The sequence below is a fragment of the Leucobacter chromiireducens subsp. chromiireducens genome (genome assembly GCF_016758255.1).
Taxonomy (GTDB): Bacteria; Actinomycetota; Actinomycetes; order Actinomycetales; family Microbacteriaceae; genus Leucobacter; species Leucobacter chromiireducens.
In genome coordinates, this window is the sequence record NZ_QYAD01000004.1 from 317,182 (window position 1) to 343,923 (window position 26,742).

Annotated in this window: 23 protein-coding genes; 2 read left to right on the plus strand and 21 right to left on the minus strand. The window is 66.9% G+C overall.

Annotation, left to right across the window (positions count from 1 at the left end):
- Positions 1-59: 59 nt before the first annotated feature.
- Positions 60-1,742 (minus strand): energy-dependent translational throttle protein EttA, encoded by a 1,683-nt coding sequence (gene ettA / locus D3226_RS12490; protein WP_202382919.1) that lies wholly within the window; start codon positions 1,740-1,742, stop codon positions 60-62.
- A gap of 173 nt (positions 1,743-1,915) precedes the next feature.
- On the opposite strand from ettA, the gene D3226_RS12495 reads away from it, so the two are divergent.
- Positions 1,916-2,734 carry an aminoglycoside 3'-phosphotransferase gene (locus D3226_RS12495; RefSeq protein WP_237462810.1) on the plus strand — a complete coding sequence of 273 codons (819 nt, stop codon included), beginning with the start codon at positions 1,916-1,918 and terminating at the stop codon, positions 2,732-2,734.
- A 16-nt stretch (positions 2,735-2,750) separates the two neighbouring features.
- Here the strand turns inward: D3226_RS12495 and D3226_RS12500 are convergent, their stop codons facing one another.
- Entirely contained in the window at positions 2,751-3,239 is a 489-nt protein-coding gene (locus tag D3226_RS12500; protein WP_337248989.1) for a DUF6993 domain-containing protein, read from the minus strand.
- Positions 3,240-3,465: 226 nt separating this feature from the next.
- On the opposite strand from D3226_RS12500, the gene D3226_RS12505 reads away from it, so the two are divergent.
- A complete protein-coding gene (locus D3226_RS12505) occupies positions 3,466-3,936 on the plus strand; it encodes a single-stranded DNA-binding protein (RefSeq protein ID WP_202382920.1) in 471 nt (156 codons plus the stop codon).
- An 18-nt stretch (positions 3,937-3,954) separates the two neighbouring features.
- Here the strand turns inward: D3226_RS12505 and msrA are convergent, their stop codons facing one another.
- From msrA to D3226_RS12600, 19 genes are all read right to left on the minus strand, one after another.
- Positions 3,955-4,479, minus strand: coding sequence for a peptide-methionine (S)-S-oxide reductase MsrA (msrA, locus tag D3226_RS12510; protein ID WP_202382921.1), 525 nt, complete (start codon positions 4,477-4,479; stop codon positions 3,955-3,957).
- Complete coding sequence (gene nadE, locus D3226_RS12515; protein ID WP_420029098.1) at positions 4,476-5,351, minus strand: ammonia-dependent NAD(+) synthetase; 876 nt, start codon at positions 5,349-5,351, stop codon at positions 4,476-4,478. Before nadE ends, msrA begins: the two co-directional genes overlap by 4 nt.
- A 33-nt stretch (positions 5,352-5,384) precedes the next feature.
- Positions 5,385-8,894 carry a DNA polymerase III subunit alpha gene (dnaE, locus tag D3226_RS12520; protein ID WP_237462862.1) on the minus strand — a complete coding sequence of 1,170 codons (3,510 nt, stop codon included), beginning with the start codon at positions 8,892-8,894 and terminating at the stop codon, positions 5,385-5,387.
- 470 nt (positions 8,895-9,364) lie between these two features.
- Positions 9,365-10,297, minus strand: coding sequence for an RluA family pseudouridine synthase (locus tag D3226_RS12525; protein WP_202382923.1), 933 nt, complete (start codon positions 10,295-10,297; stop codon positions 9,365-9,367).
- A complete protein-coding gene (gene lspA / locus D3226_RS12530) occupies positions 10,284-10,976 on the minus strand; it encodes a signal peptidase II (RefSeq protein ID WP_420029099.1) in 693 nt (230 codons plus the stop codon). The genes D3226_RS12525 and lspA overlap by 14 nt, the downstream gene beginning before the upstream one ends.
- 9 nt (positions 10,977-10,985) lie before the next feature.
- Positions 10,986-11,657: a DivIVA domain-containing protein gene (locus D3226_RS12535; RefSeq protein ID WP_202382924.1), complete on the minus strand. Its 672-nt coding sequence runs from the start codon at positions 11,655-11,657 to the stop codon at positions 10,986-10,988.
- Between the two features lie 109 nt (positions 11,658-11,766).
- Positions 11,767-12,063 carry a YggT family protein gene (locus tag D3226_RS12540; RefSeq protein ID WP_202382925.1) on the minus strand — a complete coding sequence of 99 codons (297 nt, stop codon included), beginning with the start codon at positions 12,061-12,063 and terminating at the stop codon, positions 11,767-11,769.
- A gap of 3 nt (positions 12,064-12,066) precedes the next feature.
- Complete coding sequence (locus tag D3226_RS12545) at positions 12,067-12,567, minus strand: cell division protein SepF (RefSeq protein ID WP_202382926.1); 501 nt, start codon at positions 12,565-12,567, stop codon at positions 12,067-12,069.
- A 30-nt stretch (positions 12,568-12,597) separates the two neighbouring features.
- Positions 12,598-13,293, minus strand: a complete 696-nt coding sequence (locus tag D3226_RS12550; protein WP_202382927.1) for a YggS family pyridoxal phosphate-dependent enzyme — start codon at positions 13,291-13,293, stop codon at positions 12,598-12,600.
- A 5-nt stretch (positions 13,294-13,298) separates the two neighbouring features.
- The gene (gene ftsZ, locus D3226_RS12555; RefSeq protein WP_202382928.1) at positions 13,299-14,528 is read right to left on the minus strand and encodes a cell division protein FtsZ; all 1,230 of its coding nucleotides are present in this window, start codon (positions 14,526-14,528) and stop codon (positions 13,299-13,301) included.
- Between the two features lie 155 nt (positions 14,529-14,683).
- On the minus strand, positions 14,684-15,961 hold the full coding sequence (locus D3226_RS12560; RefSeq protein WP_202382929.1) for a cell division protein FtsQ/DivIB: 1,278 nt from the start codon (positions 15,959-15,961) through the stop codon (positions 14,684-14,686).
- Positions 15,961-17,385: a UDP-N-acetylmuramate--L-alanine ligase gene (gene murC, locus D3226_RS12565; protein ID WP_202382930.1), complete on the minus strand. Its 1,425-nt coding sequence runs from the start codon at positions 17,383-17,385 to the stop codon at positions 15,961-15,963. Before murC ends, D3226_RS12560 begins: the two co-directional genes overlap by 1 nt.
- Positions 17,386-17,496: 111 nt before the next feature.
- Positions 17,497-18,741 (minus strand): MFS transporter, encoded by a 1,245-nt coding sequence (locus tag D3226_RS12570; RefSeq protein WP_202382931.1) that lies wholly within the window; start codon positions 18,739-18,741, stop codon positions 17,497-17,499.
- A gap of 120 nt (positions 18,742-18,861) precedes the next feature.
- A complete protein-coding gene (locus tag D3226_RS12575; protein WP_202382932.1) occupies positions 18,862-19,947 on the minus strand; it encodes a UDP-N-acetylglucosamine--N-acetylmuramyl-(pentapeptide) pyrophosphoryl-undecaprenol N-acetylglucosamine transferase in 1,086 nt (361 codons plus the stop codon).
- Positions 19,944-21,185, minus strand: coding sequence for an FtsW/RodA/SpoVE family cell cycle protein (locus D3226_RS12580; RefSeq protein ID WP_337248990.1), 1,242 nt, complete (start codon positions 21,183-21,185; stop codon positions 19,944-19,946). Before D3226_RS12580 ends, D3226_RS12575 begins: the two co-directional genes overlap by 4 nt.
- A complete protein-coding gene (murD, locus tag D3226_RS12585; protein ID WP_202382933.1) occupies positions 21,182-22,666 on the minus strand; it encodes a UDP-N-acetylmuramoyl-L-alanine--D-glutamate ligase in 1,485 nt (494 codons plus the stop codon). Before murD ends, D3226_RS12580 begins: the two co-directional genes overlap by 4 nt.
- A gap of 27 nt (positions 22,667-22,693) precedes the next feature.
- Positions 22,694-23,779 carry a phospho-N-acetylmuramoyl-pentapeptide-transferase gene (gene mraY, locus D3226_RS12590; RefSeq protein WP_202382934.1) on the minus strand — a complete coding sequence of 362 codons (1,086 nt, stop codon included), beginning with the start codon at positions 23,777-23,779 and terminating at the stop codon, positions 22,694-22,696.
- Positions 23,776-25,185, minus strand: coding sequence for a UDP-N-acetylmuramoyl-tripeptide--D-alanyl-D-alanine ligase (locus D3226_RS12595; protein WP_202382935.1), 1,410 nt, complete (start codon positions 25,183-25,185; stop codon positions 23,776-23,778). The genes mraY and D3226_RS12595 overlap by 4 nt, the downstream gene beginning before the upstream one ends.
- Positions 25,182-26,738 (minus strand): UDP-N-acetylmuramyl-tripeptide synthetase, encoded by a 1,557-nt coding sequence (locus tag D3226_RS12600; RefSeq protein WP_202382936.1) that lies wholly within the window; start codon positions 26,736-26,738, stop codon positions 25,182-25,184. The genes D3226_RS12595 and D3226_RS12600 overlap by 4 nt, the downstream gene beginning before the upstream one ends.
- Between the last annotated feature and the right edge of the window lie 4 nt (positions 26,739-26,742).

Genomic DNA, 26,742 nt, shown 5'->3' on the forward strand with positions numbered 1-26,742 from the left:
TCCTCCCCGTTCCAAAACAGCGGGGCCCGGTTCCGCATCGGAACCGGGCCCCTGTCGCGCTAGTCGCGCGTGAGCTTGCGGTAGGTCACCCGCGACGGCTTCGCCGCGTCGGCACCGAGCCGCTCGATCTTGTTGGCCTCATACGCCTCGAAGTTGCCCTCGAACCAGTACCAGTTCGCCGGGTTCTCCTCGGTGCCCTCGTACGCAAGGATGTGCGTCGCGATGCGGTCGAGGAACCACCGGTCGTGCGTGATGACCACGGCACAACCGGGGAACTCGAGCAGCGCGTTCTCGAGGCTCGTCAGGGTCTCGACGTCGAGGTCGTTCGTCGGCTCGTCAAGCAGCAGCAGGTTGCCGCCCTGCTTCAGCGTGAGCGCGAGGTTCAGTCGGTTGCGCTCACCACCCGAGAGCACTCCGGCAGGCTTCTGCTGGTCCGGCCCCTTGAAGCCGAAGGTCGACACGTAGGCGCGCGACGGGATTTCGACGTTACCGACCTTCATGTAGTCGAGCCCGTCGGAGACGACCTCCCAGACCGTCTTCTTGGGGTCGATGCCACCACGGGTCTGGTCGACGTAGCTGAGCTTCACGGTCTCGCCGATCTTCAGCTCGCCCCCGTCGAGCTCTTCAAGCCCCACGATCGTCTTGAAGAGCGTGGTCTTGCCGACGCCGTTCGGGCCGATGATGCCGACGATGCCGTTGCGCGGCAGCGAGAACGACAGGCCGTCAATCAGCGTGCGGCCGTCGAAGCCCTTCGTGAGATCCTTCGCCTCGAGCACGAGGTTGCCCAGGCGGGGGCCCGCCGGAATCTGGATCTCCTCGAAGTCAAGCTTCCGGGTGCGCTCGGCTTCTGTTGCCATCTCTTCGTAGCGAGCGAGGCGCGCCTTCGACTTCGCCTGGCGCCCCTTCGTGTTCGAGCGCACCCACTCAAGCTCTTCCTTCAGACGCTTCTGCATCTTCTGGTCCTTCTTGCCCTGCACCTCGAGGCGCGCGGCCTTCTGCTCCAGGTAGGTCGAGTAGTTGCCCTCGTAGGGGTAGAGGCGACCGCGGTCGACCTCACAGATCCAGGTGGCCACGTGATCGAGGAAGTAGCGATCGTGCGTCACGGCCATGACGGCGCCCGGGTACTTCGCGAGGTGCTGCTCGAGCCACAGCACGCTCTCGGCGTCCAGGTGGTTCGTGGGCTCATCGAGGAGCAGCAGATCGGGCTTCTCGAGCAGCAGCTTGCAGAGCGCAACACGGCGCTTCTCGCCACCGGAGAGGTTCGAGATGATCGCGTCAGACGGCGGGCAACGCAGCGCGTCCATCGCCTGCTCGAGCTGGTTGTCGAGGTCCCAGCCGTCGACCGCGTCGATCGCTTCCTGTAGCTCGCCCATCTCGGGCAGCAGCTTGTCGTAGTCCGCGTCGGGGTTCGCCATCTCCGCCGAGATCTCGTTGAAGCGGTCAAGCTTCCCCTTGATCTCGGCGACGCCCTGCTGGACGTTCTCGAGCACGGTCTTGTCTTCGTCGAGCTCGGGCTCCTGCATCAGGATGCCCACCGTGTAGCCCGGGGTCAGGATCGCCTCGCCGTTCGACGGCGTGTCGAGCCCGGCCATGATCTTCAGGATCGTCGACTTGCCGGCACCGTTCGGGCCAACGACACCGATCTTCGCGCCGGGCAGAAACGCCATCGTCACGTCATCGAGGATCACCTTGTCGCCGTGCGCCTTGCGCGCCCGAACCATCTGGTAAATGTACTCAGCCATATGCTTTCCAGGCGCGAGAAGCGCCCCGAACTCCCTGCTCGTGGTCAATGTGATGAATGCCACTACTCTACCGGCAGGAAGCTGGGCCGGGAGGGCAGTTCTCCCCGCGGCCCGGACTCTGTCGGCGAGCGCGCCCAGGTGGGCAAGCGGACCGCTGTGGGAGAATCGCCCGCATGAGTCCCACCGGCCCGCTGGCTATGATCCCCGATGCCCCGCTTCCTGTGCCCGAGCGCGTGCACGAGCTCACAGCGGGGCGCGCACTCGAAGCGGTCTGGGTGAATGGCTTCGGCGGCGTGACGTTTCGCGATCCGGGGCCCGCGGGCGCGGTGCGCTTTGTGAAGTGGGCCGCGGCGGGCGCACCGGCGGAGGATCTCGCGGCGGAGGCGGAGCGGCTCACGTGGGCCCGAGCGCACGGCGCACGCGCGGCCGAGCTCGTGAGCGTGGGATCCGATGCGAGCGGTGCCTGGCTCATCACGGTCGGGATTCCCGCGGAGTCGGCGGTGACTGATCGGTGGCGGGAGGATCCCGAGCGCGCGGCGCGCGGCATCGGCGCGGGGCTCCGGCAACTGCACGAGACGCTCCCCGCAGACGCGTGTCCCTATTCCTGGTCGGTCGCCGATCGGCTGCCTGGCTTCGAGGCGCGCGTGGCCCGGGGCGAGGCAGCAGCAGAGTGGGATCAGGCCTACCGCCACCTCTCAGTCACAGAGGCCCGCGCGCGGCTGCAGGACACACCCGCGCCAGATCAGCTCGTGGTGTGCCACGGCGACGCCTGCGCCCCGAACACGCTCCTGCACGCGGATGGCTCATTTGCCGCGCACGTCGACCTTGGTGCGCTGGGCGTCGCTGATCGCTGGGCTGATCTCGCCGTCGCCGCATGGAGCACCGAGTGGAACTACGGCCCGGGATACGATCACCTCGTGTACGAGGGGTATGGCGTCGATCCCGATCCCGATCGAATCGCGTACTACCGCATGCTCTGGGATCTGACGTAGCGAGGCGCCGCGGCGGCTACTGCCCCGCGATCGGGGCGGTCTTGCCGATCAGGCAAATCGTCTTGTCCGGCCCCAAGGCCGGCTCGACCGCGGCGACAAAGCTCCGGTCCTCCGTGACGAGCTGGCCGATCAGGCACTCTGCGCCCGCACGCACCGACACGAAGATATTGTCAGCGGGGAGGCTCGTCTTCGTTTGGTCAAAACTCACCTGCATCAGCGCGGGATCGAAGCCGGCCTCGGTCACCGCCTGCACGACCTGGGCGCCCTGAATCGGGCTCGTGCCGGTCGAGTATGTGCGCAGCACCTCCGTGAAGTAGGGCAGGTTCTGCTCCGCCGTGCCGCCGGGCACGAACTCCGGGGCAACCTCCGGCACCGCGACGGTCTCGCGCGGCGGGGTGTCGGGCGTGGGGCCTTCCAGCAGCGAGCAGCCGGCGAGGAGCGGCAGCATGACCGCGAGCGCGGCGAAGGCGGTGGCGCGGCGGCGGGGCGATGCTCCTGGATTCACGGTCCACAGTCTACGCACTCCGTGCCGAACGCAGCTGGTGGCTTGCTCACAGCCGTCGGTTTCCCGGAGGCGGGCGGTGACTCTCCACAGGTACGCCGGGCTCCGGCCGCGGCGCTCCGATCCGGGAGATGCTTTCAGTGGGCGGACGGTCTGGCACCCGCACGGCACGGGCCGTCCGCCTCCCCAGCCCAGTGCGCCGCAGCGCGTCGATGAAAGCGAGCTCTCCATGACCACACACATCAGCGTTGTCGGCACGATTGGCACGCCGCCCCGCCTCATCCGCACGGGCGCAGACGTCTCGCTCTGCACGTTTCGTCTCGCGCACACCGCCCGGCGGTACGATCGCGAGACCAACACCTGGGCCGACGGAGATACCAGCTGGTACACCGTGCACGCGTTCCGCGGGCTCGGCGACCACGCGGCAGAGTCGCTCGCAAAGGGCGATCGTGTGCTCGTTGCGGGTCGACTGCGCATGCGCGCGTGGCAGAGCGAGGAGCGCAGCGGCATCACCGCGGAAATCGAGGCCGACGCCGTGGGACCGGATCTGCGCTGGGGCACCACGCGGTTCACCCCTGCGGCTCAGCTCGATGCGGGGCTTGCCGTAGGGGCTGCCTCGATAGCCCCGAGCGCAGCGGAGACGCCCGCTCCCGGCACCGCGCCCGAGCGCCCGGCCGCAGCTGACCCAGCGGCGGCGTGATGCTCCGCGAGCCTTCGTCTAGCGCAGGTAGCCCGAGAACGCCGCGCGCACCTTGTTCACCTTGGGCACCGCAACCGCGAGGCAGTAGCCCTGCGTCGGGTTCTTCGCGAAGAAGTCCTGGTGATACTCCTCCGCGGGGAAGACCTCTCCGAGTGGCTCAATGGTCGTCACGACCTCGCCCGGCCACCACTCGCTCGCACGAGCGCGCGCCGCCGCGAATACCTCAGCCTGCGCGTCGTCGGACGGGAACATTGCGGAGCGGTATTGCGTGCCCACGTCGTTACCCTGGCGGTTCAGCTGCGTCGGGTCGTGCATGGTAAAGAACGCATCGAGAATCACCTCGGCAGGGATCTGCTCGGGGTCAAAGGTCACCGCAACGGCTTCCGCGTGCCCGGTGGCACCGGTGCAGACCTGCTCATAGCTCGGGTTCGGCACCGCGCCTCCCGTGTAACAGGAGAGCACCTCGGTCACTCCGCGGAGCTGTCGGTAGGCGGCATCGAGGCACCAGAAGCAGCCCCCGGCAAGCACGAATGTGGTGGTCATCGGCTCTCCTCCCCCGTGGACTCTGCGCGACTCTGCACGGTGGCTCCGTCGCGCCACCAAGCGTCGTCCGGCCCGACGGGCAGCTGGCGCTTGTGCTCGGTGCTGCGGTATCGGCGCTCGAGGTTCGCCGCGGCTGTGGCCGAGACCTCCTCGCCGCGCAGGTAGGCGTCGATCTCGGGGTAGCTCACCCCGAGGCTCGACTCGTCCGACTGGCCCGGCTGGTCGTCCAGCAGATCCGCCGTCGGCACCTTCTCCCACAGTCGGTCTGGCGCGCCGAGTGCGCGAAGCATCGCCGCCCCCTGGCCCTTGGTGAGGCCGGCGAGCGGCACCACGTCGGCTGCACCATCGCCGAACTTCGTGAAGAAGCCCGTGATCGCCTCCGCGGCGTGGTCCGTGCCGATCACCAGGAGACCACGGTCGCCCGCAATGGCGTACTGCGCAACCATTCGCATGCGCGCCTTCACGTTGCCCCGGTTGAAGTCACTCACCGGCTCGCCCAGCGCGGCCGAAACCTGCGAGACGAGGCCGTCCGTGCCGGCGGCAATGTCCACGGTCACCGCGCGGTCGGGCTCAATGAAGGAGAGGGCGAGCTGCGCGTCGTCCTCATCCTGCTGCACTGCATACGGCAGCCGCACCGCGACAAACTCTGCGTCGGCGCCGCCCGCTCGGAGCTCCTCGACAGCCAGCTGCGCAAGCCGACCGGCAAGCGAAGAGTCTTGTCCGCCCGAAATGCCGAGCACGAAACCGCGCACACCAGGGATCGATCGCGCGTACTCCACCAGGAAGTTCACGCGGCGTATCACCTCGGCCGCCGGGTCGATTTCGGGCACCGGGCCGAGCCGTCGAATGATCTCCTGCTGCATCTCGCTCACGCCCACCACTCTACTCCGGGGTGCCGCGCGCGGCTATGCGATCGCTTCGTCCACCGGCATCAGGCAGCGCGGCCCCAGGAGCCCCTTGAGCTCACCGAAGAGATCCGCGGAGACGCGCACCTGGAGCGGCAGCTCGAACACACGAATCGCCGTGGACGTCATGAGGTTGAGCCGCACCTCGCTCTCACCCCGGTGCCGCTGCAGCGTGCGCTTCAGCTCATCCATCAGGTCTTCCGTGGCGCGCGTATCCGAGATGGTCAGCATCAGCGTCTCGGCGTCCTCCTGCACGGCAGCGTCAATGGGACGCACGCCGTACGCGTGCATCGACATGCCGTCGTCGCGCGCGTTCATCTTGCCGCGAATGGCCACAATCGAGTCCGGCTGCAGAAGCGCACCAAATTCCTGGTACGACTTGCCCATAAAGAGCGCCTGGACCTCGCCCGTAAAGTCCTCAATCGTCACCATCCCGTACAGGTTGCCGGACTTTGCGGTGCGATGTTGCACGCTCGTGAGCAGGCCGGCAATCGTAACAATCTCGCCGTCGAAGCCGGGCGATGCGTCGGGGTTCGTCACCTGCTGTACGGTCGCGCTCGCCTCCTTCGCGAGCGCGGAGTCGAGACCACGGAGCGGGTGATCAGACACGTAGAGGCCCAGCATTTCGCGCTCGAAGGACAGCTTGTCCTTCTTCGTCCACTCGGGACGATCCGGCACCTGCGACGCCGTATCGGAGCTTTCGCCGGCGGCCTCCGCCGCTTCGGCAAACAGGCTGTCGAAGTCGAAGCCGACGTTTCCGTTCTCGGCGTCGCGCTTCTCCTTGACTGCGCTCTCAATGGTCTGCTCGTGAATCTCGACGAGTGCTCGGCGCGTGCCGCCGAGGCCATCGAACGCACCAGCCTTAATGAGGGACTCGATCGTGCGCTTGTTCAGCACCACGAGCGGCACCTTCTTGAGGAAGTCGTGGTAGGTCTCAAACGAGCCCTTGCCCTCACGCGCCTCACGGATCGCCTCGACCACGTTCGTGCCCACGTTTCGGATCGCGCCGAGCCCGAAGCGGATGTCGTCGCCGACCGCCGAGAAGTTCGCGAACGAGTCGTTGACCGCGGGCGGGAGCACCTTGATCCCCATGCGTCGGCACTCATTGAGGTAGATCGCGAGCTTGTCCTTCGAGTCGCCGACGCTCGTGAGGAGCGCCGCCATGTACTCGCCCGGGTAGTGCGCCTTCAGGTATGCGGTCCAGTACGACACCACGCCGTAGGCGGCGGAGTGCGCCTTGTTGAACGCGTAGTCCGAGAACGGGAGCAGAATGTCCCAGAGCGACTTGATCGCGGCCTCCGAAAAGCCGCGCTCCTTCATGCCGCCGGAGAAGCCCGCGTACTGCTTGTCGAGTTCTTCCTTCTTCTTCTTACCCATCGCGCGGCGCAAGATATCTGCCTCGCCGAGCGAGAAGCCGGCGACCTTCTGCGCGATCGACATCACCTGCTCCTGGTAGATGATGAGGCCGTAGGTTGTGTCGAGGATCTCGCGCAGCGGCTCCTCGAGTTCCGGGTGAATCGGCGTGATCGGCTGCAGGCCGTTCTTTCGCAGCGCGTAGTTCGTGTGCGAATCGGCGCCCATCGGCCCCGGACGATACAGCGCGAGCACGGCCGAGATGTCCTCGAAGTTATCCGGCTTCATGAGTCGCAGGAGGCCACGCATAGGCCCGCCATCGAGCTGGAACACGCCCAGCGTGTCGCCGCGGGCGAGGAGCTCGTACGATTCGGTGTCATCGAGTTCGAGGCGCTCAAGGTCGAGCTCAACGCCGCGGTTTAAGCGGATGTTCTCGAGCGCGTCCGAAATGATGGTGAGGTTCCGCAGCCCAAGGAAATCCATCTTGATCAGGCCGAGGCCCTCACAGGTGGGATAGTCAAACTGCGTGACGATCTGGCCGTCCTGCTCACGCTTCATGATCGGAATGATGTCGATCAGCGGATCGCTCGACATGATCACGCCGGCGGCGTGGACGCCCCACTGCCGCTTCAGCCCCTCGAGCCCCAGCGCGGTCTCGTAGACCTTCTTCGCGTCGGGATCCTCCTGGAGCACCGTGCGGAACTCGGCGGCCTCTTTGTACCGCGCGTGATCCGGGTCCGTGATGCCGGAGAGCGGAATGTCCTTTGCCATCACGGCGGGCGGCATCGCCTTCGTGAGCTTTTCGCCCATGCCGAAGGGGAAGCCAAGCACACGCGAGGAGTCCTTCAGCGCCTGCTTCGACTTGATCGTGCCGTAGGTGACAATCTGCGCCACGCGCTCGTCGCCGTACTTCTCGGTGACGTACTTGATGACCTCGCCGCGGCGACGATCATCGAAGTCGACATCGAAGTCAGGCATGGAGACACGGTCGGGGTTGAGGAAGCGCTCGAAGATGAGGCCGTGCTGCAGCGGATCGAGATCCGTAATGCGCATCGCGTAGGCGGCCATCGAGCCGGCGCCCGAGCCACGGCCCGGGCCGACGCGAATGCCGTTGTCCTTCGACCAGTTGATGAAGTCAGCGACCACGAGGAAGTAGCCCGGGAAGCCCATCTGCGTGATGACGCCGGTCTCGTACTCTGCCTGCTTCCGAACGGCATCCGGGATCCCGTTCGGGTACCGGTAGTGCAGGCCCTTCTCGACCTCCTTGATGAACCAGCTCTCCTCGTTCTCCCCCTCCGGAACCGGGTAGCGCGGCATGTAGTTGGCGGAGGTGTTGAACTCCGAGCTGCACCGCTCAGCGATGCGGAGCGTGTTGTCGCACGCCTCGGGCATCTCACGGAAGATGTGCCGCATCTCCGCGGCGGTCTTCAGGTAGTAGCCGGAGCCACTGAACTGGAAGCGGTTGGGGTCGTCGAGGCGTGAGCCCGACTGCACGCAGAGCAGCGCGGAGTGCGACTCTGCGTCGGCCTCGTGCACGTAGTGGAGGTCGTTCGTAGCAACGAGCGGAATCCCGAGATCCTTCGAGATTGCAACGAGATCCTTCTGCACGCGGCGCTCAATGTCGAGGCCGTGGTCCATGATCTCGCAGAAGTAGTTTTCCTTGCCGAAGATGGCTTGGAACTCGGCTGCCGCCTCGCGCGCTTCCTTGTACTGCCCCAGGCGCAGGCGGGTCTGGATCTCCCCTGACGGGCAGCCGGTGGTCGCGATGAGCCCCTTCGAGTACTGCTGCAGCAGCTCGCGGTCCATGCGCGGCTTGAAGTAGTAGCCCTCGATTGAGGCGTAGCTCGACAAGCGGAAGAGGTTGTGCATGCCCTCAGTGGTCTCGGACAGCAGCGTCATGTGCGTGTACGCACCGGCGCCCGAGACGTCGTCGCCGCCGCCGTCACCCCAGCGCACACGCGTGCGGTCGCTCCGGTGCGTGCCGGGTGTGACGTATGCCTCGATGCCGATAATCGGGTTCACGCCGTTGTCGCGGGCAGTCTTCCAGAAGTCGAACGCGCCGAACGTGTTGCCGTGGTCGGTGACCGCGATCGCAGGCATCCCCTGCTCGGCGGTTGCTTGAATGAGCGGTTTCACCCGAGCCGCACCGTCGAGCATCGAATACTCACTGTGCACGTGGAGGTGAACGAAACCGTCTTTTTCTGACACCGAATGGGCCCCTTTCGCCGACCCCTCAAGGGTACCCCGTGCAGATCAGCGGTGGGTGATTCGCGGGGTGGCCGCGGCGTTTCCCGCTACCGCACGTCGGCGGCGCACCACGGGCACGCGTACTCGGCGTTTGGCTGCGTCATTCGCTTGAACGAGGTGTGCCACCGCTCACACACCGCTCGCAGGTTCCAACGGCCAACAGCTACCTTCGATGCCTGAGTCTTCACAGCTCGTCCCTTCCCCGTGCGACCCGATGCGGGACGGAAAGGCTCTGTACCCGCTGTGCCTCCGAGTGAAGCAGCTTTCCACTTGGATCGCGCGGCTTCGTGAAGTATTCGATCGAATCGGAACAACACAAACGCCCCGGGCGACTGCCCAGGGCGTTTCTGCGGTGCGCTCCGCGACCAGTCTGTGTGGGGTCAGTTGCCCGGCGTGGCGCCGGAGAGCACGTCGAGCGCGTGCTGCAAATCAGCGGGATAGGTGGAGCTGTACTCGACAAGCTCCCCCGAGCCCGGATGACGGAATCCCAAGCGCATTGCGTGCAGCCACTGGCGGCCAAGGCCAAGACGTGCAGACAGCGTGGGGTCCGCACCGTACATGCCGTCACCCACACAGGGGTGCCGCTGCGCAGACATATGCACACGAATCTGATGCGTGCGGCCCGTCTCCAGTTCAATCTCGAGGAGCGTGGCGTACGGGAACGCTTCGAGTGTCTCGTAGTGCGTGACCGACGGCTTGCCATCGCGAGTCACTGCGAACTTCCACTCGTGGCCAGGGTGTCGTCCGATCGGGCCCTCGATGGTGCCCGAGAACGGATCCGGGTGCCCTTGCACGACGGCGTGGTAGATCTTTGAGACCTCACGTTCCTTGAACGCGCGCTTCAGTTCGCTGTAGGCACGCTCGCTCTTCGCGACAACCATCAGCCCACTCGTGCCGGCGTCGAGCCGGTGCACAATGCCCTGACGCTCGGGCGGGCCCGAGGTCGCGATGCGATAGCCCGCACCAGCGAGGGCGCCCAGGACCGTTGGGCCCTCCCAGCCGAGTGAGGGGTGCGCGGCGACTCCCGCAGGCTTGTCGATCACCACGATGTCGTCGTCGTCGTGCACAATACCGAGCTCGGGCAGGTGCACGGGGATGATCTCGGGTCCGCGCTTCTCCTCCCAGGAGACCTCGAGCCAGCCGCCAGCGGCGAGCCGATCCGATTTGCCGAGCGTCTGTCCGTCGAGCGCGACGCCCCCATCCTGTGCAATCTCGGCAGCAAAACTGCGCGAGAACCCGAGGAGCTTCGCGAGCGCAGCGTCGACGCGCTCCCCCGCGAGCCCATCGGGAACGGGGAGACTACGGTGTTGCATTGCCGCGCCCTTCGGAGTCATCGGATGCGGAATCGGTGCTCGACGCATCTGTCTCGGGCGCAGACGCCGATTCGGCGGCCTTCGCAGCAAGCTTGGCCTCCTCGGCCGCTGCCTCGTCGGCCCGGGCCTGCGCACGGCTGCGTCCGTCGATCGGCAGTCCGAGGAGCGTGATCACGATGAACAGGATCATGCCCGACACAATGCCGATATCGGCAATGTTGTAGATGGCCTCGTTAAAGCCCAGCCACATCCACGGCGTGGAGATGAAATCGATGACGTGTCCCTCGGGGAACCCGGGTTCACGCGTCAACCGATCCGTGAGGTTGCCGAGCACCCCACCGAGCAGGAGCCCCAAGAAGAGCGCCCACGGCAGCGAGCGGAGGCGGCGAATCTGCCACAGGATGACGATGACAACGGCGGCGGCCAGGATCGTGAAGATCCAGGTCTGCCCGGTCGCGAGCGAGAAGGCTGCCCCGGGGTTCCGCACGAAGTGCCACCGGAGCACGTCGCCGAGCACGGGGACGGTCACGCCCTCCGGAAGGGTGGCGACCACCCAGTTCTTGACGAGCTGGTCGGCGGTGAACACCGCGATCGCAACGACAAACAACACCAGCGGCACCAAGCGGCGCCACGGCCGAGAGGCCGTGGCGCCGGGTGCCGCGTGAGCGACGAAGTTCACGCGGAACGACTACTGCAGGCCGTCGGGTGCGCCGGCGGGCTCGGGCGAGCCGTCGAGGCCGCGGAGCTGCGACTGGATGTAGGAGCGGAGCGTCGAGCGGTACTCGCTCTCAAACTGACGCAGATCCTTGATCTTGAACTGCAGGTCACCGCGCTCATCACCGAGCAGGCGGAGCTCCTCGGCACGCTGCTGCTGAGCTTCCTCAACGAGCTGCTTTGCGGTGCGCTCGGCGTCCTGAATCATCTGGTCACGCTTGGACTCTGCCTCAGAGATCAGCTCGTCGCGGGTCGTCTCGCCCTCGCGCACGTGCTTGTCGTGCAGCTCGAGCGCGAGCTGGAGCATGGCGCTCGACTTGACGGCGTCGGGGCGGGTGCCCTCCGCAGCAGCAACGACCGGAGCGGGCGTGGCAGCGGGCGCCGGTGCGGGCGCGTCAACGACGATGGTCTGCTCGGACGGTGCGGAGTCGTCCGACCCCTCGTGGCCGGCGCCGGCCTCGCACTCAGCAAGCTTTGCGGTGAGCTCGTCGATCTTCGAGCGGAGCTCGTCCTTCTCCTGCTCATGCTGGCGGAGTTCCTCGACGATGGTGTCAAGGAAGTCATCGACCTGGTCGAGGTCGTAGCCATCGCGGAACTTGGTGATCGTGAACTTCTGGTTCACGACGTCTTCGGGAGTCAGGGCCATCGTTTCGTCTCTTTCGATTCGGGACCACTGACGTGGTCTGTGACAACGCTCGAACACACGCGGTCTGTGACCACGCTAGCAAATAATGCTTCGTTCGCGCAGAATCCGTTTACAGGCGACCGGGGATGATTGCGAGGAGAATGATGCAGACGAGCATGGTGAGCATCCAGCCCAGGTCGATTGCTACCTGCCCGAGCCGAATCGGAGGCAGCAGTCGCCGGAACATCCGGATCGGCGGATCGGTGATCGAGTACACGAATTCCACCGCCACCGCAGCAAAGCCGCGCGGACGGAAGTTTCGGTTGAGTACGGTCACCCAGTCAAGGATGAAGCGTGCCCACAGCACCAGGGTGTAAATCCGCAGTGCGATACGGAGCACCAGGAACAGGACAGCGAGAACTCCCACTGCTTATTCCGCGGGCGAGACGAAGAACGAACCGCTGTCGTTCTGACGCGACTCTTCGCCGGCGATCTCGATGTGCTCGGGCGACAGGAGGAACACCTTGCTCGTGACGCGCTCGATACGGCCGTTCAGCCCCATCGTGAGCCCACTGGCAAAGTCGATAAGACGCTTCGCGTCCCCCTCGTCCATGCGGGAGAGGTTGATGATCACGGGAACGCCCGCGCGGAAGCTCTCAGCGACCACCTTGGCATCACGGTACTCCGTGGGGTGAACGGTGAGGATCTCGTTGAGCGGCTGTGCGGCGGGCTGCGTCGTCGGAGTGACGCGGCGCAGCGGCGTGACCGCGGCTCGCGGCGCAGGAGCTGCGCGCACGGGTTCAGGCTTTGCGGCCTGAGCCGGGGTCGCACGCGGCACAGCGGCGGTCTCTTCCGCGGCGGCCGACTGCTCTTCGAGCTCTTCCTCGGCCAGGCCGAGGAACACCATCGTCTTCTTCAGCGGGTTGCTCATATTCTCTCCCAACGGTGCGGTGCTCCGAGACTATCGGGGCTCGGGTCGATTCCCTGTGATTGCGCTGCCGATTCGCAGGTGTGTCGCCCCGGCAGCGATTGCTTCGGCGTAGTCGTGGGTCATCCCCGCCGAGATGTCACGCGCTTCAGGCGCGACGGCGCGCACGCGCTCGGAATAGCCCGCGAGGCGCTCGAACGCTCGCGCAGGCTCTTCGTCTAGCGGGGCGACAGCCATCACACCGCGCAGCCGCAACGACGGATTCTGCAGGGCATGCTCGGCAAGGGATTCGAGTTCATCCGCCGCGATCCCCCCGCGACCGGGGTCGTCAGTGAGGTTCACCTGCAGGAATGCATCGAGCGGACGCTCAAGGTCGCTGAGCGCGTCGATCAAGCGAGCACGATCGATTGAGTGAATCGCGTGCGCGTAGCGGGCGGCCTGTCGCGCCTTTTTCGTCTGCAGCTGGCCGACGAAGTGCCAGTTCAGCCCGAGGTCCTCGAGCTCTGCGGCCTTCTCCTGGGCCTCCTGATGCCGGTTCTCCCCCACGTCACAAACGCCCAGGCCCGCAAGGGCCCGCACGAGCGCTGCGGGGTGGAACTTCGTCACCACGATCGTGGTGACGTCCTCCGGGTCGCGCCGGGCAGCGCGGCAGGCGTCAGTGACGCCCTCCCGCACCGCCGCGAGGCGATCCGCAAGACCGGGGAACTCCGGGAGAGACAGCTCACTCATGCGTGCTACTTCAGGAACTCGGGGATGTCGAGGTCGTCGTCATCATCCCCGTCAAACGCAGGATCCTTCAGCTGCGCCTCGACCGGCGGGTTCGAGAGCACTTCACCGAACTGACCGGTTGCGGGCGCCTCTGCGCCCTTGTCGCCGTTCGCATTGAATCCGGGGAATCCCAGGCCGGTCGCGTCGGCGGTGGCACCGGCCGAGACACGGGCACCGGGCACCTCGTCCAGGCTCTCCACGTGGCTGCCGCGTCGGCCGCGCTCGGGCGCAGCGACCTGGGCTGCAGCCTGATCAGCGTCGAAGCCCGCCGCGATCACGGTGACGCGCACCTCGTCGCCCAGCGTGTCGTCGATGACGGTACCGAAGATGATGTTGGCCTCGGGGTGCACGACATCCTGCACGAGGGTCGATGCCTCGTAGATCTCGCTGAGGGCGAGGTTCGAGGAGCCCTGGATCGAGAGAAGCACGCCGTGCGCGCCCTCGACGGATGCCTCGAGCAGCGGGGAGGCAACTGCGAGCTCCGCTGCCTTAATGGCACGATCAGCACCGCGGGCGGAACCAATACCCATGAGCGCCGCACCGGCGCCCTGCATCACAGACTTCACGTCTGCGAAGTCGAGGTTGATAAGACCCGGGGTGGTGATGAGGTCGGTGATTCCCGAGACCCCGGCGAGCAGCACCTGATCGGCAGCCGCGAAAGCCTCGATCATGCTGATCCCGGGCTCGCTTATGTCGAGCAGGCGGTCGTTCGGAACAACGATCAGGGTGTCGACCGCCTCGCGCAGCGTGTTCACGCCCGCATCGGCCTGCGCAGCACGGCGCTTGCCCTCGAAGCTAAACGGACGGGTCACGACGCCGATGGTGAGCGCACCAATCGACTTTGCGATCCGCGCAACGACGGGCGCAGCGCCGGTGCCGGTGCCGCCACCTTCACCTGCGGTCACGAACACCATGTCCGCGCCCGTGAGCGCTTCCTCGATCTCCTCGGCGTGATCCTCAGCTGCGCGACGGCCCACCTCGGGGTCGGCGCCAGCGCCGAGCCCGCGGGTGAGCTCGCGACCCACGTCAAGCTTCACATCGGCGTCGCTGAGCAGCAGTGCCTGCGCGTCGGTGTTCACGGCGATGAACTCGACGCCACGCAGGCCGAGCTCGATCATTCGGTTGACCGCGTTGACGCCGCCACCGCCGACACCGACGACCTTGATTACCGCGAGGTAGTTCTGGTTCCCTGACACCTGGATCCTCCGCCCCTAACCTTCAACCTTTACCTGAAGTTTAAAGTTAGTATTGCTGAATACGTTTCTGCGTCCACGCTAGGGCCACGTTGCATCACGGCGCCGCAGACACGCCGCGTCCGCGCGCAGAATCACAAAACTTCGCGCGGGAGTTGCTACCGGAAGACCGGCGCCTCAGATGAGGACACGTCGATGTAGCTGACCTCGCGGTCACCGAGCGACTTCAGCATCGTTGCGAGGACGGCCGACTTTCGTCGCGAGGACTCCCCGTCCCCCCACATCACTTCGATTCCGCTCGCGAGTGTCAGTGTGACGTCCTGCCCGCTCGACGCGGTCACTCCGGAGACCTGGTCACGCAGCTCGCTCGGCATATCTCGGAGAGCACGAGTGGCGGAACGGAAGGCTTGCGAAGAGCGATCCTTCAACGCCCCGCTCCCAAGCGGCACCCCCTTCGGTGCAGCCTCAGCACTGCCAAGCTTCACTCCGGCGGCGTCGTACAGGCCCACACCATCTTCTTCGGCGAGGGACACCACCGCGACGCGCTCCTCGATGCGCACCGTAAGCGTGTGCGGAGGAATCCGTTCGACCGCGTATCGCTGAATCAGCGGGAACGGCTCAAGAGCGCGGTGCACCTCGCCGTCGTCGACGAGCGCGAGCGGCACGCCCTCAAACTGCGCAAGTGCCGCACGAACTTCGTCTTCGGGCACGCCTGACGCGCCGACGAGCTCAATGTTCCGCACCGCCATGAGCGGCGTGAACACCCCCGCTGCAACGAAGAGCACTAGGCCAGCCACCGCCCCGAGCACGATCAACCACATGCGGCGACGGCGACGGGCGGCCACAGTAAAGCGCTGCTGTTCTCTCCGGCGCTGAGACTTCCGCTGCCGTTCTGCGGCGCGCACGCGGCGCTCGGCAGCGCGCACGGGATCCTCTGCCCGATCCGCGCGCCACCGCGCGAGCGCGCCACCGGAGCGAGACTGCTCCCCCGGCTCGGCAACATCAGCGCCGGGCCGGATCGAGGAAAGATCGACCGTGTGCGCGTCCGCGGCATCAACGAGGCCGGAGGACTCAACTCCAGGAAGCGAGGCAGCGTCGCTCCCGGGAAGTCCGTGCTCGGCAGCCTCGTTCTCGGCAACCAAGTTCTCGGCAACCTCGTTGTCGGCAACCTCGTTCAGGGCATCGAAGTTGTACACGTCCGTACCGCGCGCAACGGTGTCGTGAGCGTCCGTATCGCGCGCGGCCGGAGCCTCGGACGAGGACACGCCGGCAACCCCCGAGCGGAGTCGATCAAGCACACTCCGCCGCGGGGCGGCGGGTGGCGGGGTCGGGGCTTCCGGATCCCACGCTGCCGTCTCTGCGAAATCTTCAGCCGCTGCGGGCTCGTTCGAGTCCGGACGCTCCGGCGCCCGGTCGAACCCGCTCGGCCGCTTCATTACTCGGCGACCTCGAAGCGGCCGCGCAGCGCGGCAACGACCTGCGGGATGATCTGGTAGACCGTACCGCAGCTCATCGTTACCATGACATCGCCGGGCTGCGCGATCTGTGCCAGGTAGTCGGCAGCGCGGGCCCAGTCGTCGATGTACGACACCTTGCTCGCATCAGTGAAATCGTTGGAAACGAGCGCGCCGGTCACCCCTTCGACGGGGTCCTCTCGCGCGCCATCGACCGCGAGGACCACCGTGTGGTCGGCGCCGGCTTCCAGCACCTCTGCGAACTCACGGTGGAACATGCTCGTGCGGCTAAACAGGTGCGGCTGGTGAATCGCGACAAGCCTTCCCTCGCCCACGACGGCGCGAGCGGAGTCAAGAAGCGCGGCAACCTCGGTGGGGTGATGCGCGTAGTCGTCGTACACACGCACACCGGCCACCTCAGCGTGGAACTCGAAGCGGCGCTTCGTGCCACCAAACTCGGAGATCGCTGCGAGGGCCGCGGCAGGCTCGAAACCGAGTCCGGTGAGCACGGCGAGCGCACCCACCGCGTTGACCGCGTTGTGTCGGCCGTAGACCGCGAGCTGTGCGCTGTGCTCGGTACCGTCGATCGCGACGGTGAAACGGACGGGGCCCGAATCATCGACAGAGACGATCCGCACATCGGCGTCCGCGGCTTCGCCGAAGGTTCGGATCGGAGCGTGAGACGCCGAGCTGTCAGCGCGGAGCGCGGCGAGCACTTCGAGAGCGCCGGGGTCGTCGGCCGAAATGACGATCTGCTCGCGCGCGCCGCGCGCAAAATCGACGAACGCCTGCATGAATGCCTCACGCGAGCCATAGAAGTCGAGGTGCTCGGGATCAACGTTCGTGATGAGCGCGATCGCCGTGTCGTAGAGCAGGAACGACTTGTCTGACTCGTCCGCTTCGATCACAAAGAGGTCGTCAGTGCCCGGACCGGAGCTGACGCCGAGCGACTCGATGATGCCGCCGTTCACGAACGACGGGTCGGCGCCTGCGCCGAGCAGCCCGGTGACAATCATGCCGGTGGAGGTCGTCTTGCCGTGCGCGCCAGCGACCGACACCACACGCTTGCCTCGCGCCAGCCAGGCGAGTGCCTGCGAGCGGTGGAGCACGGGCATGTTCGTCGCGAGCGCCCGCTGGTACTCGGGGTTGTCCTGCCAGAGCGCGCCGGTGACCACGAGCGTGTCGGCGGTGCCGACGTTCTCTGCGTCGTGACCGATCGCGACCGGGATGCCGATCTCCTCGAGCGCCGCGGTCGAGTAGTTCGCGCTGCGATCCGAACCGGTGACGGTGACGCCGGCCTGGTGCATCATGCGCGCGATCCCGCTCATGCCGGAACCACCGATGCCAACGAAGTGCACCTTCCCGAGTGCTTCAGGGATGGTCAGTTCGAGATCGGGGTAGATCATGGATCCTCCTAGCGGGTCGACAGTCAAGCGTACCGCGCCCAGCCTGCGGGGCGCCCGGTGATGCGCGGCGCGGCGCGGGCTCCCCCGCCCCGCGCCGCGCTCCGTCGGGAACTAGGCCGGGGTGCGCTCCGCTGCGGGCGGTGGCACAAGCGGCACCGCGAGCGCAGGAGTAAGCGCAATGAGCGCGAGCGTCGCCGGGATGCCGAAGAGCCCGATCGCCCCGCCCACCACCGGGCCAACGGCGGCCGCGGCAAGGAACTGGCCCGTGTTCTGAATTCCAAGCGCGCGCCCTGCCCACGAGGGACCCGCAATCTCAGCCACCGCGGTGAACGCGAGCCCGTTGTCTGCCACGCTGACGCAGCACGCGATCACATAGGCGACCGCGGCCGGCACGCCCCACTCCAGCCAGCCGCAGGCCGCTGCGGCGAGAAGCGTGACGATCCCGGCGACCGCGACAATGCGCAGGGGACGCAGCCGCGATCCCGCACGATCGCTCCACACACCAACGAGGATGCGCCCCGCGGCACCAGCGAACTGTGCCCCAGCAACCAATGCGCCCGCCGCGAGCGCACTCCAGCCGAAACCGACCGTAAACCAGACGAGACCAAAGGTGGAGAGCGCGAACTGGGGAACGACCAAGAGCACGGAGGCTGCGTGAATGCGCACGAGCGTCGCGCCGCCACGATAGGGATTCACCGGCCGCAGGGGCGCTTCCGCCGCCGAGCTCGCCGGGCGCTGCGCGCGCTCGGGATCGTGGACCACCGCAATCACTGCGGCAAGGCTCACCAGGACGAGCACGCCGCCGAGCGCGAGCGCCGCGGGAATGCCGAACCCTGCAGCAAGCGGCGGCACCCCAAGCGCCGCGATCGCCATGCCGAGCGGCTGGCAGGTTTGGCGGATTCCCATCGCGAGGCCGCGTCGCTCTGCGGGGAACCAGCCCGTGATCAGCCGGCCGCTCGCACTGTTCGTGCACGCCGAAGCGGCACCGCAGGCAACCAGCGCAATGGCGAGCGGCACGAGCGCGCCGAAACCCCCATCACTCGCACTGGGCTGCTCCGCTCCACCGATCGGGATCGCTGCGGCCATGGCCAACGCGACCATGAGCGTGGTCGCGGCGAGGCCAACAATGAGCACGCGGCGCTCACCGAAGCGGTCGGTGGCGGCGCCCCACAGCACGAGCGCTGCGACGAGCCCCAGGTTCGGCGCGCCGGCGAGGAGCCCGGCTTCAGCGAGGCTCAGCCCCCCGGCGTGCAGGTGCGGAATCAAGAAGGCGGGCGCCGCCGCGACGATAGTGGTGGCTGCCTGAGCCAGCACCATGACGGCGAGCATCACCCAGAGGCGAACGGGAACGTGCATGCGGAAACTCCAAGGATGTGAGCGGAGACCGGCACGACGGAGCCGCCGCGGACGGGGAGCCGGTCGGCTCAGACCCCGCCGCGGCCCCGAAGGAGGAGCATCGCGCGCATACCGAGGAGCCTATCGCGTGCGCTCGGCAGAGACCGCCTCGTGCACGAACTCGAGCAGCCGCTCGGTGCCGTCGAGCGTGCCAGCGCTCCGCGAGCGCTCGGCCATCGCGGTGAGCCGCTCGTCGTCGGTGAGGAGCGGCAGCAGCGTGCCCGTCACCCAGGAGGGGGTGAGCTCGCCGTCCTCGACGAGCTGCGCACCGCCCGCCTCGACCACGCCCGCGGCGTTGAATCGCTGCTCGCCATTGCCCACCGCGTAGGGGACGAACACGGCAGGGATCCCGAGCCCCGCGATCTCGCTCACGGTGGTCGAGCCAGCGCGCGAGACGACCAGATCGCACGCGGCAAACGCGAGGTCCATCCGGTCGCAGTACGTGATGACGTGGTACCCGGGCACTCCGGGGTCTTCAACCTCCGTGAGCCCGCCCCACACATGGAGCACCTGGATGCCGGCCGCAACGATCTCCGCAGCGGACCCCGAGATGCCGCGATTGATGGCGCGGGCACCGAGCGATCCGCCGGTCACGAGGAGCGTGCGTCGATTGGGATCGAGCCCGAAGTGTTCGCGCGCCGAAGCGCGAAGCGCGACGCGATCGAGCCCGGTGATCTCGGGGCGCAGCGGCATGCCCGTGACACGAGCGTTCGGGATCGGGGTGCCGGCAAATGTTACGCCAACGTACGGCGTGCGTCGCGCGCCCATCTTGTTCGCCATTCCGGGTCGGGCGTTTGCCTCGTGAATGACCACGGGCACCCCCTCCTTCGCGCCAGCGCGATACGCGGGTGCTGCGGCGTAGCCACCAAAGCCCACCACCACATCGATACGGCGTGTACGAATCAGCTCGCGCACCTCGCGCACCGCGCGCGCAAAACGTGCGGGGAACTGCAGGGCCGCGAGGTTGGGGCGCCGCGGGAAGGGCAGGCGCGCAATCGTGACGAGCTCGTAGCCGCGCTCGGGAACGAGTCGAGCCTCGAGCCCCTCCTTCGTGCCCAGCACCACGATCTCCGCCCCGGGTTCGGTACTGCGAATCAGATCAGCGAGCGCGAGCAGCGGGTTGACGTGGCCGGCGGTGCCGCCTCCAGCGAGCAGGTAGCGAGTCATCGGGTGTTCCGAATCCTTTCCTTAGGCCGGGAGACGCCGGCCGCGGCCAGTTCGGCCTGATAGAGCGCGCCGTCACGCGCAATCGAGATGACAACGCCCATGGCGGCGAGACAGGCGATGAGCGCCGTACCGCCGGAGCTGATGAGCGGAAGCGGTACACCGAGCACCGGCAGCACCTCCAGCACGACGCCGATATTCACGAGTGCCTGGCCCACGATCCACACGAGGATACCGCCGACCACGGCCTTGCCGAAGCGATCCCGCGCTCGCGAGATGACCCGCAGCATCACGATCGTGAGCGCCACGAACATCGCGATCACGAGGAGCGCGCCGATGAGACCGAGCTCCTCACCGATGATCGCGAAGATGTAGTCGTTGTCGGCCGCCGGTAGCCACGACCACTTGGCCTTTGAGCTGCCAAGCCCCACCCCGAAGAGACCGCCGCCGGCGAGCGCCCAGCGCCCGTGCAGTGGCTGCCAGCCGAGACCCGAGTAGTCGGCATTGCCCGCCGCGTGACCGAAGAGTCGGTCGAGCCGGTTCTGACTCGTAACGACGAAGAAGACCACGGCGAGGAGTCCGCCCGCGGCCGTCACCGCGAGGCTCTTCCAACTCACCCCACCGAAGTACATCGCGCCGAACACCATGCCCGCCATGATGAGCACCGTGCCGAGGTCCTTGCCGAGCAGCACCACGCCGAGCGCGAGCAACGCTCCGGGGATCACCACGGGGATGAGCTCGTGCTTCATGTCCCCGAGTAGTGGCTCCTTGCGCAGCAGCACGGTGCCGACCCACACGACGAGCGCGAGCTTGAGCGCTTCCGAGGGCTGCGCGCCAAAACTGCCGATCTGGATCCAGTTCCTATTGCCGTACACCTCGATACCGAGCGGGGTGAAGACGAGCAGCTGAAGGAACAGCCCAAGACCCAGCAGCCACCACGCCCACTTCTTCCAGAAGTCGATGGGCATCGCCGCGGCAAGCAGCATCATCGGGAGGCCGATGAGGGCGAAGGTGGCCTGCTTCCAGAAACCACCGAAGAAGCCCTGGTCGTTGAGGTACGAGGTGATCGAAGACGACGAGAGCACCATGATGAGCCCGAAGCCCACGAGCAGGAACGTGATTGTGTAGAGCGCAATCACGGTGCGGTCGGTGCCGGTGCGCAGCACGGAACCGAGGTTGATCCGGGCAAAGCCCGAGCCACGCCCCCCGCTCTCCGCCTGCCCCGCGCTCACTCGGGTCACCCCAGCTCGGTCACGGCGGCTTGGAACTGCCGCCCGCGATCCGAGTAGCTCTCGAACTGATCCATCGATGCGGCAGCGGGTGACAGCAGCACGGTGTCGCCCGGCTGAGCAATGCTCACCGCGGCGGCAACCGCCGCGGCCATCACTGCGTCGCTCGCATCGATCTCGGCAATGGGTCGCTCGCCCAGGTGCGCACGGAGCGCCGCGAGCACGGGCGCCCGGTCAACTCCGATCACCACGGCGCCGCGGAGGCGGTGCGCGTGGGTCGCGACCAGCTGTTCGATGTCGACGCCCTTGAGGAGACCCCCGACGATCCAGACGACATCGGTGAGTGCGCGGAGCGACGCATCGGCCGCGTGCGCGTTCGTCGCCTTGGAATCATCGATCCAGTGCGCGCCAGCGTGCTCGCCGAGGCGCTGGGTGCGGTGCGGATCGGGCTGGAAGCTCAGGATCGCGCGTGCGATCTCGGCGGGTTCCACGCCGCGCGAGCGCGCGAGGGCCGCCGCTGCGAGCACATTCTGCACCATGTGCGGTGCCGCGAGATCGCGCTCATTCAGTTCGTCCACCGTGACCAGTTCGAAGGCTTCCCCGCGACGCTCGGCGTGAAAACCCCGGTCGATGAGGATGCCCTCGACGATGCCGAAGCCGCTCGGCGGCGGGGTGTCGAGCCCGAAGCTGATGGCGCGGGCGCCCTCAACCACGTCTGCCTCCTCCACCATGCGCTCGGTCGCTGCGTCTGCGCGGTTGTACACGCAGGCCACCTGCGTGCCGTCGTACACCTTGGCCTTCGCGGCCCAGTACGCCTCGGCACTGCCGTGCCAATCGAGGTGATCGTCGGCGAAGTTCAGGCACGCACTCGCGTACGGGGAGATCTGGCCGAGCCGCTCGAGTTGGAAGCTTGAGAGCTCCACCACGAGGGCGTCGTACCCTTGCGGATCGCGCAGCGCGTCAAGAATGGGCGTGCCGATGTTCCCTGCAGGAGTGACGCGCAGGCCACCCGCGGCGAGCATGTGCGCCGTGAGCTGGGTGGTGGTCGTCTTACCGTTCGTGCCGGTGATGCAGATCCAGTCGGCGATACGGTCGGTCTTATCGCGCAGTCGCCACCCGAGTTCGATGTCACCCCACACGGTCACACCGTTCTCAGCCGCCCATGTGGTGAGCGGGTGATCGGGGCGATAACCGGGTGACACCACGACGAGCTCGGGATCGAACGCGACCAGGTCGGCCAGCTGCGCGGCGTCATCGCTTGCGGCGAAGCGCTCCGAGCCGATCACGTCGAGGAGGCGCTCTCGATCGGGATCGGGGGCGCCGTAGACCACCCGAACCCGTGCCCCCAGCTCAACGAGCGTGTCGGCAACCGAAAAGCCCGTCACGCCAAGACCGAGCACGGCCACGCGCAGGCGCGACCAGTCGGCATGCCAGCTGGTGAGCGCCGCGACGCGCGCCGCCACCGTTTCCGCGTGCGTGTTCTCCACGGTCATCTCTCGTCCTGTCCTCAGATCCAACAACTACTGTTGCAGCAGCCACTCGCCGTAGAAGGCGCCAACGCCCGCCACAACGAAGAGCCCGGCGATGATCCAGAACCGCACCACGACGGTCACTTCGGCCCAGCCCTTGAGCTCGAAGTGGTGATGGATGGGGCTCATCAGGAAGATGCGCTTGCCCTTCGTCACCTTGAAGTAGAGGCGCTGCACAATCACGGAACCGGTCTCGATGATGAAGAGACCGCCGATGAGCACGAGCAGCAGCTCGGTCCGGCTGAGGATCGCGAGCGCGGCGATAGCGCCGCCGATGCCCATCGAGCCCGTGTCGCCCATGAAGATCTGGGCGGGGTTGGTGTTCCACCAGAGGAAGCCGGCGACACCGCCGAGGAACGCCGCCGCGATCACCGCGAGGTCCATCGGATCCCGGGTCTCGTAGCATCCCGCTTCGAACGCGGTGGTCGCGCAGTTCTGCGAGGACTGCCAGAAGCCGATGATCAAGTACGCGCCGAACGCGAAGATCGCGGAGCCCGCGGCGAGGCCGTCAAGTCCGTCGGTCACGTTCACAGCGTTCGTGGTCGCGGTGACGATGAGCATCACCCACACGATGACGAGGATCACGCCGAGCACCACCCCGAGCGACATGAAGTCGAAGGGCAGATCGCGGAAGAGCGAAATGTGGGTCGACACGGGGGTCAGCCCGGCCTCATTCGCGAACTGCAGGCCGAGCAGCGCGAACGACACCGCGATAATCACCTGACCGGCGATCTTCGCCCAACCACCCAGTCCCGCCGACTGCTGCTGGCGGGTCTTCATAAAGTCATCGATGAAGCCGACGAGACCCGCACCCACCGCCATGAGGATGACGAGCAGCGCCGAAGGCGTGGGCGTCTCCCCCATGATGAGCTTGCCCAAGAAGTAGGCGATCACGGAGCCGGAAATGAAAATGATGCCGCCCATGGTGGGCGTACCACGCTTCACCTCGTGCTCCTTCGGCCCGTCCACGCGGATGGGCTGCCCCCACTTCAGGCGGTTGAAGATACGCACGAACACCGGCGTCAGCAAGAGCGAATACAGCAGCGAGAAGCCGCCGGCGATCAACAGAGCGATCATGCGAAGGCCTCCCCCAGGCGATCGCCGAGGAAGCGGAGCCCCGCGGCGTTCGATGATTTCACAAGAACAGTGTCGTTGGGCTGCAGCGTGCGCGCCAGATAGTCGAACGCGGAGTCCTGATCCTCAAAGAAGACGCTCTCGCCGTCCCAGGATCCCTCGTTGATCGCGCTGATGTGCAGGTTGCGCGCCTCGGTTCCGACCACGACGAGTTCGGAGATGCGCAGGCGAACCGCCTGCAGCCCGATGCGAATATGCTCCTCGATCGAGTACTCACCGAGCTCGCTCATCGCGCCGAGCACGGCAACCGTGCGCCCCTCGGGCTTTGCGATCTGGGCGAGCGTGCGCAGGCCCGCGCTCATCGAGTCGGGGCTCGCGTTGTATGCATCGTTGATGATGGTCACGCCGTCGCGGCCGCCCATCACCTCCATCCGCCAGCGGGCAGCGCGAGTCGCGCCCTCGAGCGCGGCGACCACGTCAGCGAGCGAGAGGCCGAGCTCGAGGCCCACCGTCGCGGCGGCCAGTGCGTTCGTGACGTGGTGCTCACCGAGGACACGGAACACCACCGGGTGCGATTCGCCGTCGGCATGGATTGTGAAGCGGGTGCCGCTCGCGTCAGAGTCGACGTCGCTTGCGCGAACGTCGGCCTCCGGGTGGCGCCCAAACCAGCGCACCCGCGCCTGGGTGAGCTCGCCCATGCGTGACACGTACGCGTCGTCACGGTTGAGCACGGCAACCGCCGTCTCGGGCAGGTCGCGCACCATCTCGCTCTTCGTACGGAAGGTGGTGTCGATGCCGCCGAACTCGCCAGCGTGCGCGAGCCCTACGGTGAGCACGACACCGATGTGCGGGGGCGCCATGCCGGTGAGGCGAGCAATTTCACCCTCGGCGCTCGCGCCCATCTCAGCAACGAGCGTTCGGGTGTCGTCTTCGACGCGCAGCATGGTGAGCGGTCCGCCCACCTCGTTGTTGAATGACTTTTCCGAAGCCACGAAGGTGCCCACGCGCTCTGCCATCGCGGCGACGAGGTTCTTCGTGGTGGTTTTGCCGTTGGAGCCGGTGATGCCGACGATGGTGAGTTCGCCAGCGGCGCGCACACGGCGTACCACTTCGGTGGCGAGCGCGCCGAGCGCATCAGTCGTGTCGGCCACAATGATCTGCGGCACCCGACCATCGATCTCGCGCTCACCGACCACGAGCGCCGCGCCCGCGGCAATTGCCTGCGGGACAAAACGGTGGCCGTCGGTCTCTTCGCCGCGCCGGGCGAAGAAGATCTGCCCGGGGGCCACCTCGCGAGAATCGGTCTGCGACTCCCCGCGCACGGGTGTCTCGGGTCCGGCACCGGAAGTGCCGGGCACCAGGCGTCCGCCGGTGGCGGCCGCAATCTCAGCGAGCGTCAGTTCAATCACTGGAGCAATCCTGCCTCGCGGAGCGCCCCGCGTACTTCATCCCGCGCCGAGTAGGGAAGAAACTGCCCGGCGATTTCCTGGTGATCCTCGTGTCCGGGACCGGCATACAGGATAACGTCCCCCGCTTCGGCGAGCGAAATGGCGAGCCGCACGGCCTTCCGCGGATCGCCCTCCTCGATCACCTCTGCGTGGTTCGCCGAGCGTGCGCCGGCGAGCAACTGCGCACGGATCGCCTCGGGCGGCTCCGATCGCGGGTGGTAGTCGCAAATGATCACCGTGTCGGCGCCCGCAGCGGCGATCCGGCCCATCTCCTCGCGCTTCGTCGTGTCACGGTCGCCGTCAGCGCCAAACATGAAGATGATTTTTCCCGGGGCGACTTCGCCGAGTGCCTCGAGCATCGCCTCGAACGATCCCGGCGTGTGGCCGTAGTCCACGAAGAAGCGGGGGCCGCGCGAGCCCGGCTCGGTCATCTCCTCGAGACGCCCGGGGATGTAGACCGGGATCCTGCCCCGCTCAAGTCCAGCCGCGACCTGTTCGAGTGGCACCCCTGCCTCGTGCAGCATGATGAGCGCGAGGGCGGCGTTCTCCGCCATGAAGCGGCCAAACACGGGCACGCTGCCGCGGAAGTGGGCGCCCTCGGGTCCCTGCAGCACGAACGACACACCGTCGAGTGTCTGCGCGGTGATCGCGAGGTGCCAGTCGGCCTGCTGCCCGTACTCGGTGGCCAGGCGGGTCACTGGAATCTGCGACTCACGCGCGATTCGCTGCCCGTACGCGGAATCGACAACCACAACCCCGCGCGCCGCGCGCTCCGGGGTGAAGAGCGCAAGCTTCGCGGCGAAGTAGGACTCCAGGTCACCGAACTCGTCCAGGTGATCCTGCGAGAAGTTGTTGAACGCGACCACGTCGAAGTGCACGCCGTCGAGCCGGTGACGCACCACCGCCTGCGCGGACACCTCGATCGCCACGGCATCAACGTCGCGCTCGCGCATGCGGGCGAGCAGACCGTGCAGTTCGGAGGCCTCGGGGCTCGTGAGGTTTGCTGGGATCACCTCGTCGCCGACCCGGCGTTCCGCCGTCGAGCTCAGCCCGGGAGTGAGTCCGGCGGCCTGCATCAGCTCAGCGAGGATGTACACGACGCTGGTCTTGCCGTTCGTCCCGGTGACCCCGAGCATCTTCGGCGCGAAGTCGTCGGTGCGGTACACCGCGGCGGAGACCGCGCCGAGCAGCTCGCGCGGGTGCGCCTCCGAGATGAGGATCGGCAGGGCGATCCCGGCCTCGCCCGCGCGCTCCGCGCCAGCAGCGTCGGTGAGCATCGCGTGAGCGCCGAGCGCCAGCGCCTGTGCGGCAAAGTCTGCTCCGTGTCGCTTTGCCCCCGGCATCCCGATATACAGATCGCCGGCGCGCACGTCGCGCGAATCGAGCGACACGCCCGTCACCACCACGCCCTCGAGCGACCCGCGTGCGTCGAGCCCGAAGCGGGTCGCGAGCTCAGCGAGCGAAAACGGGGTGGGGGTCTGCGGGCGAATGCTCAGCGCATCTCCGGTACTCACGTGG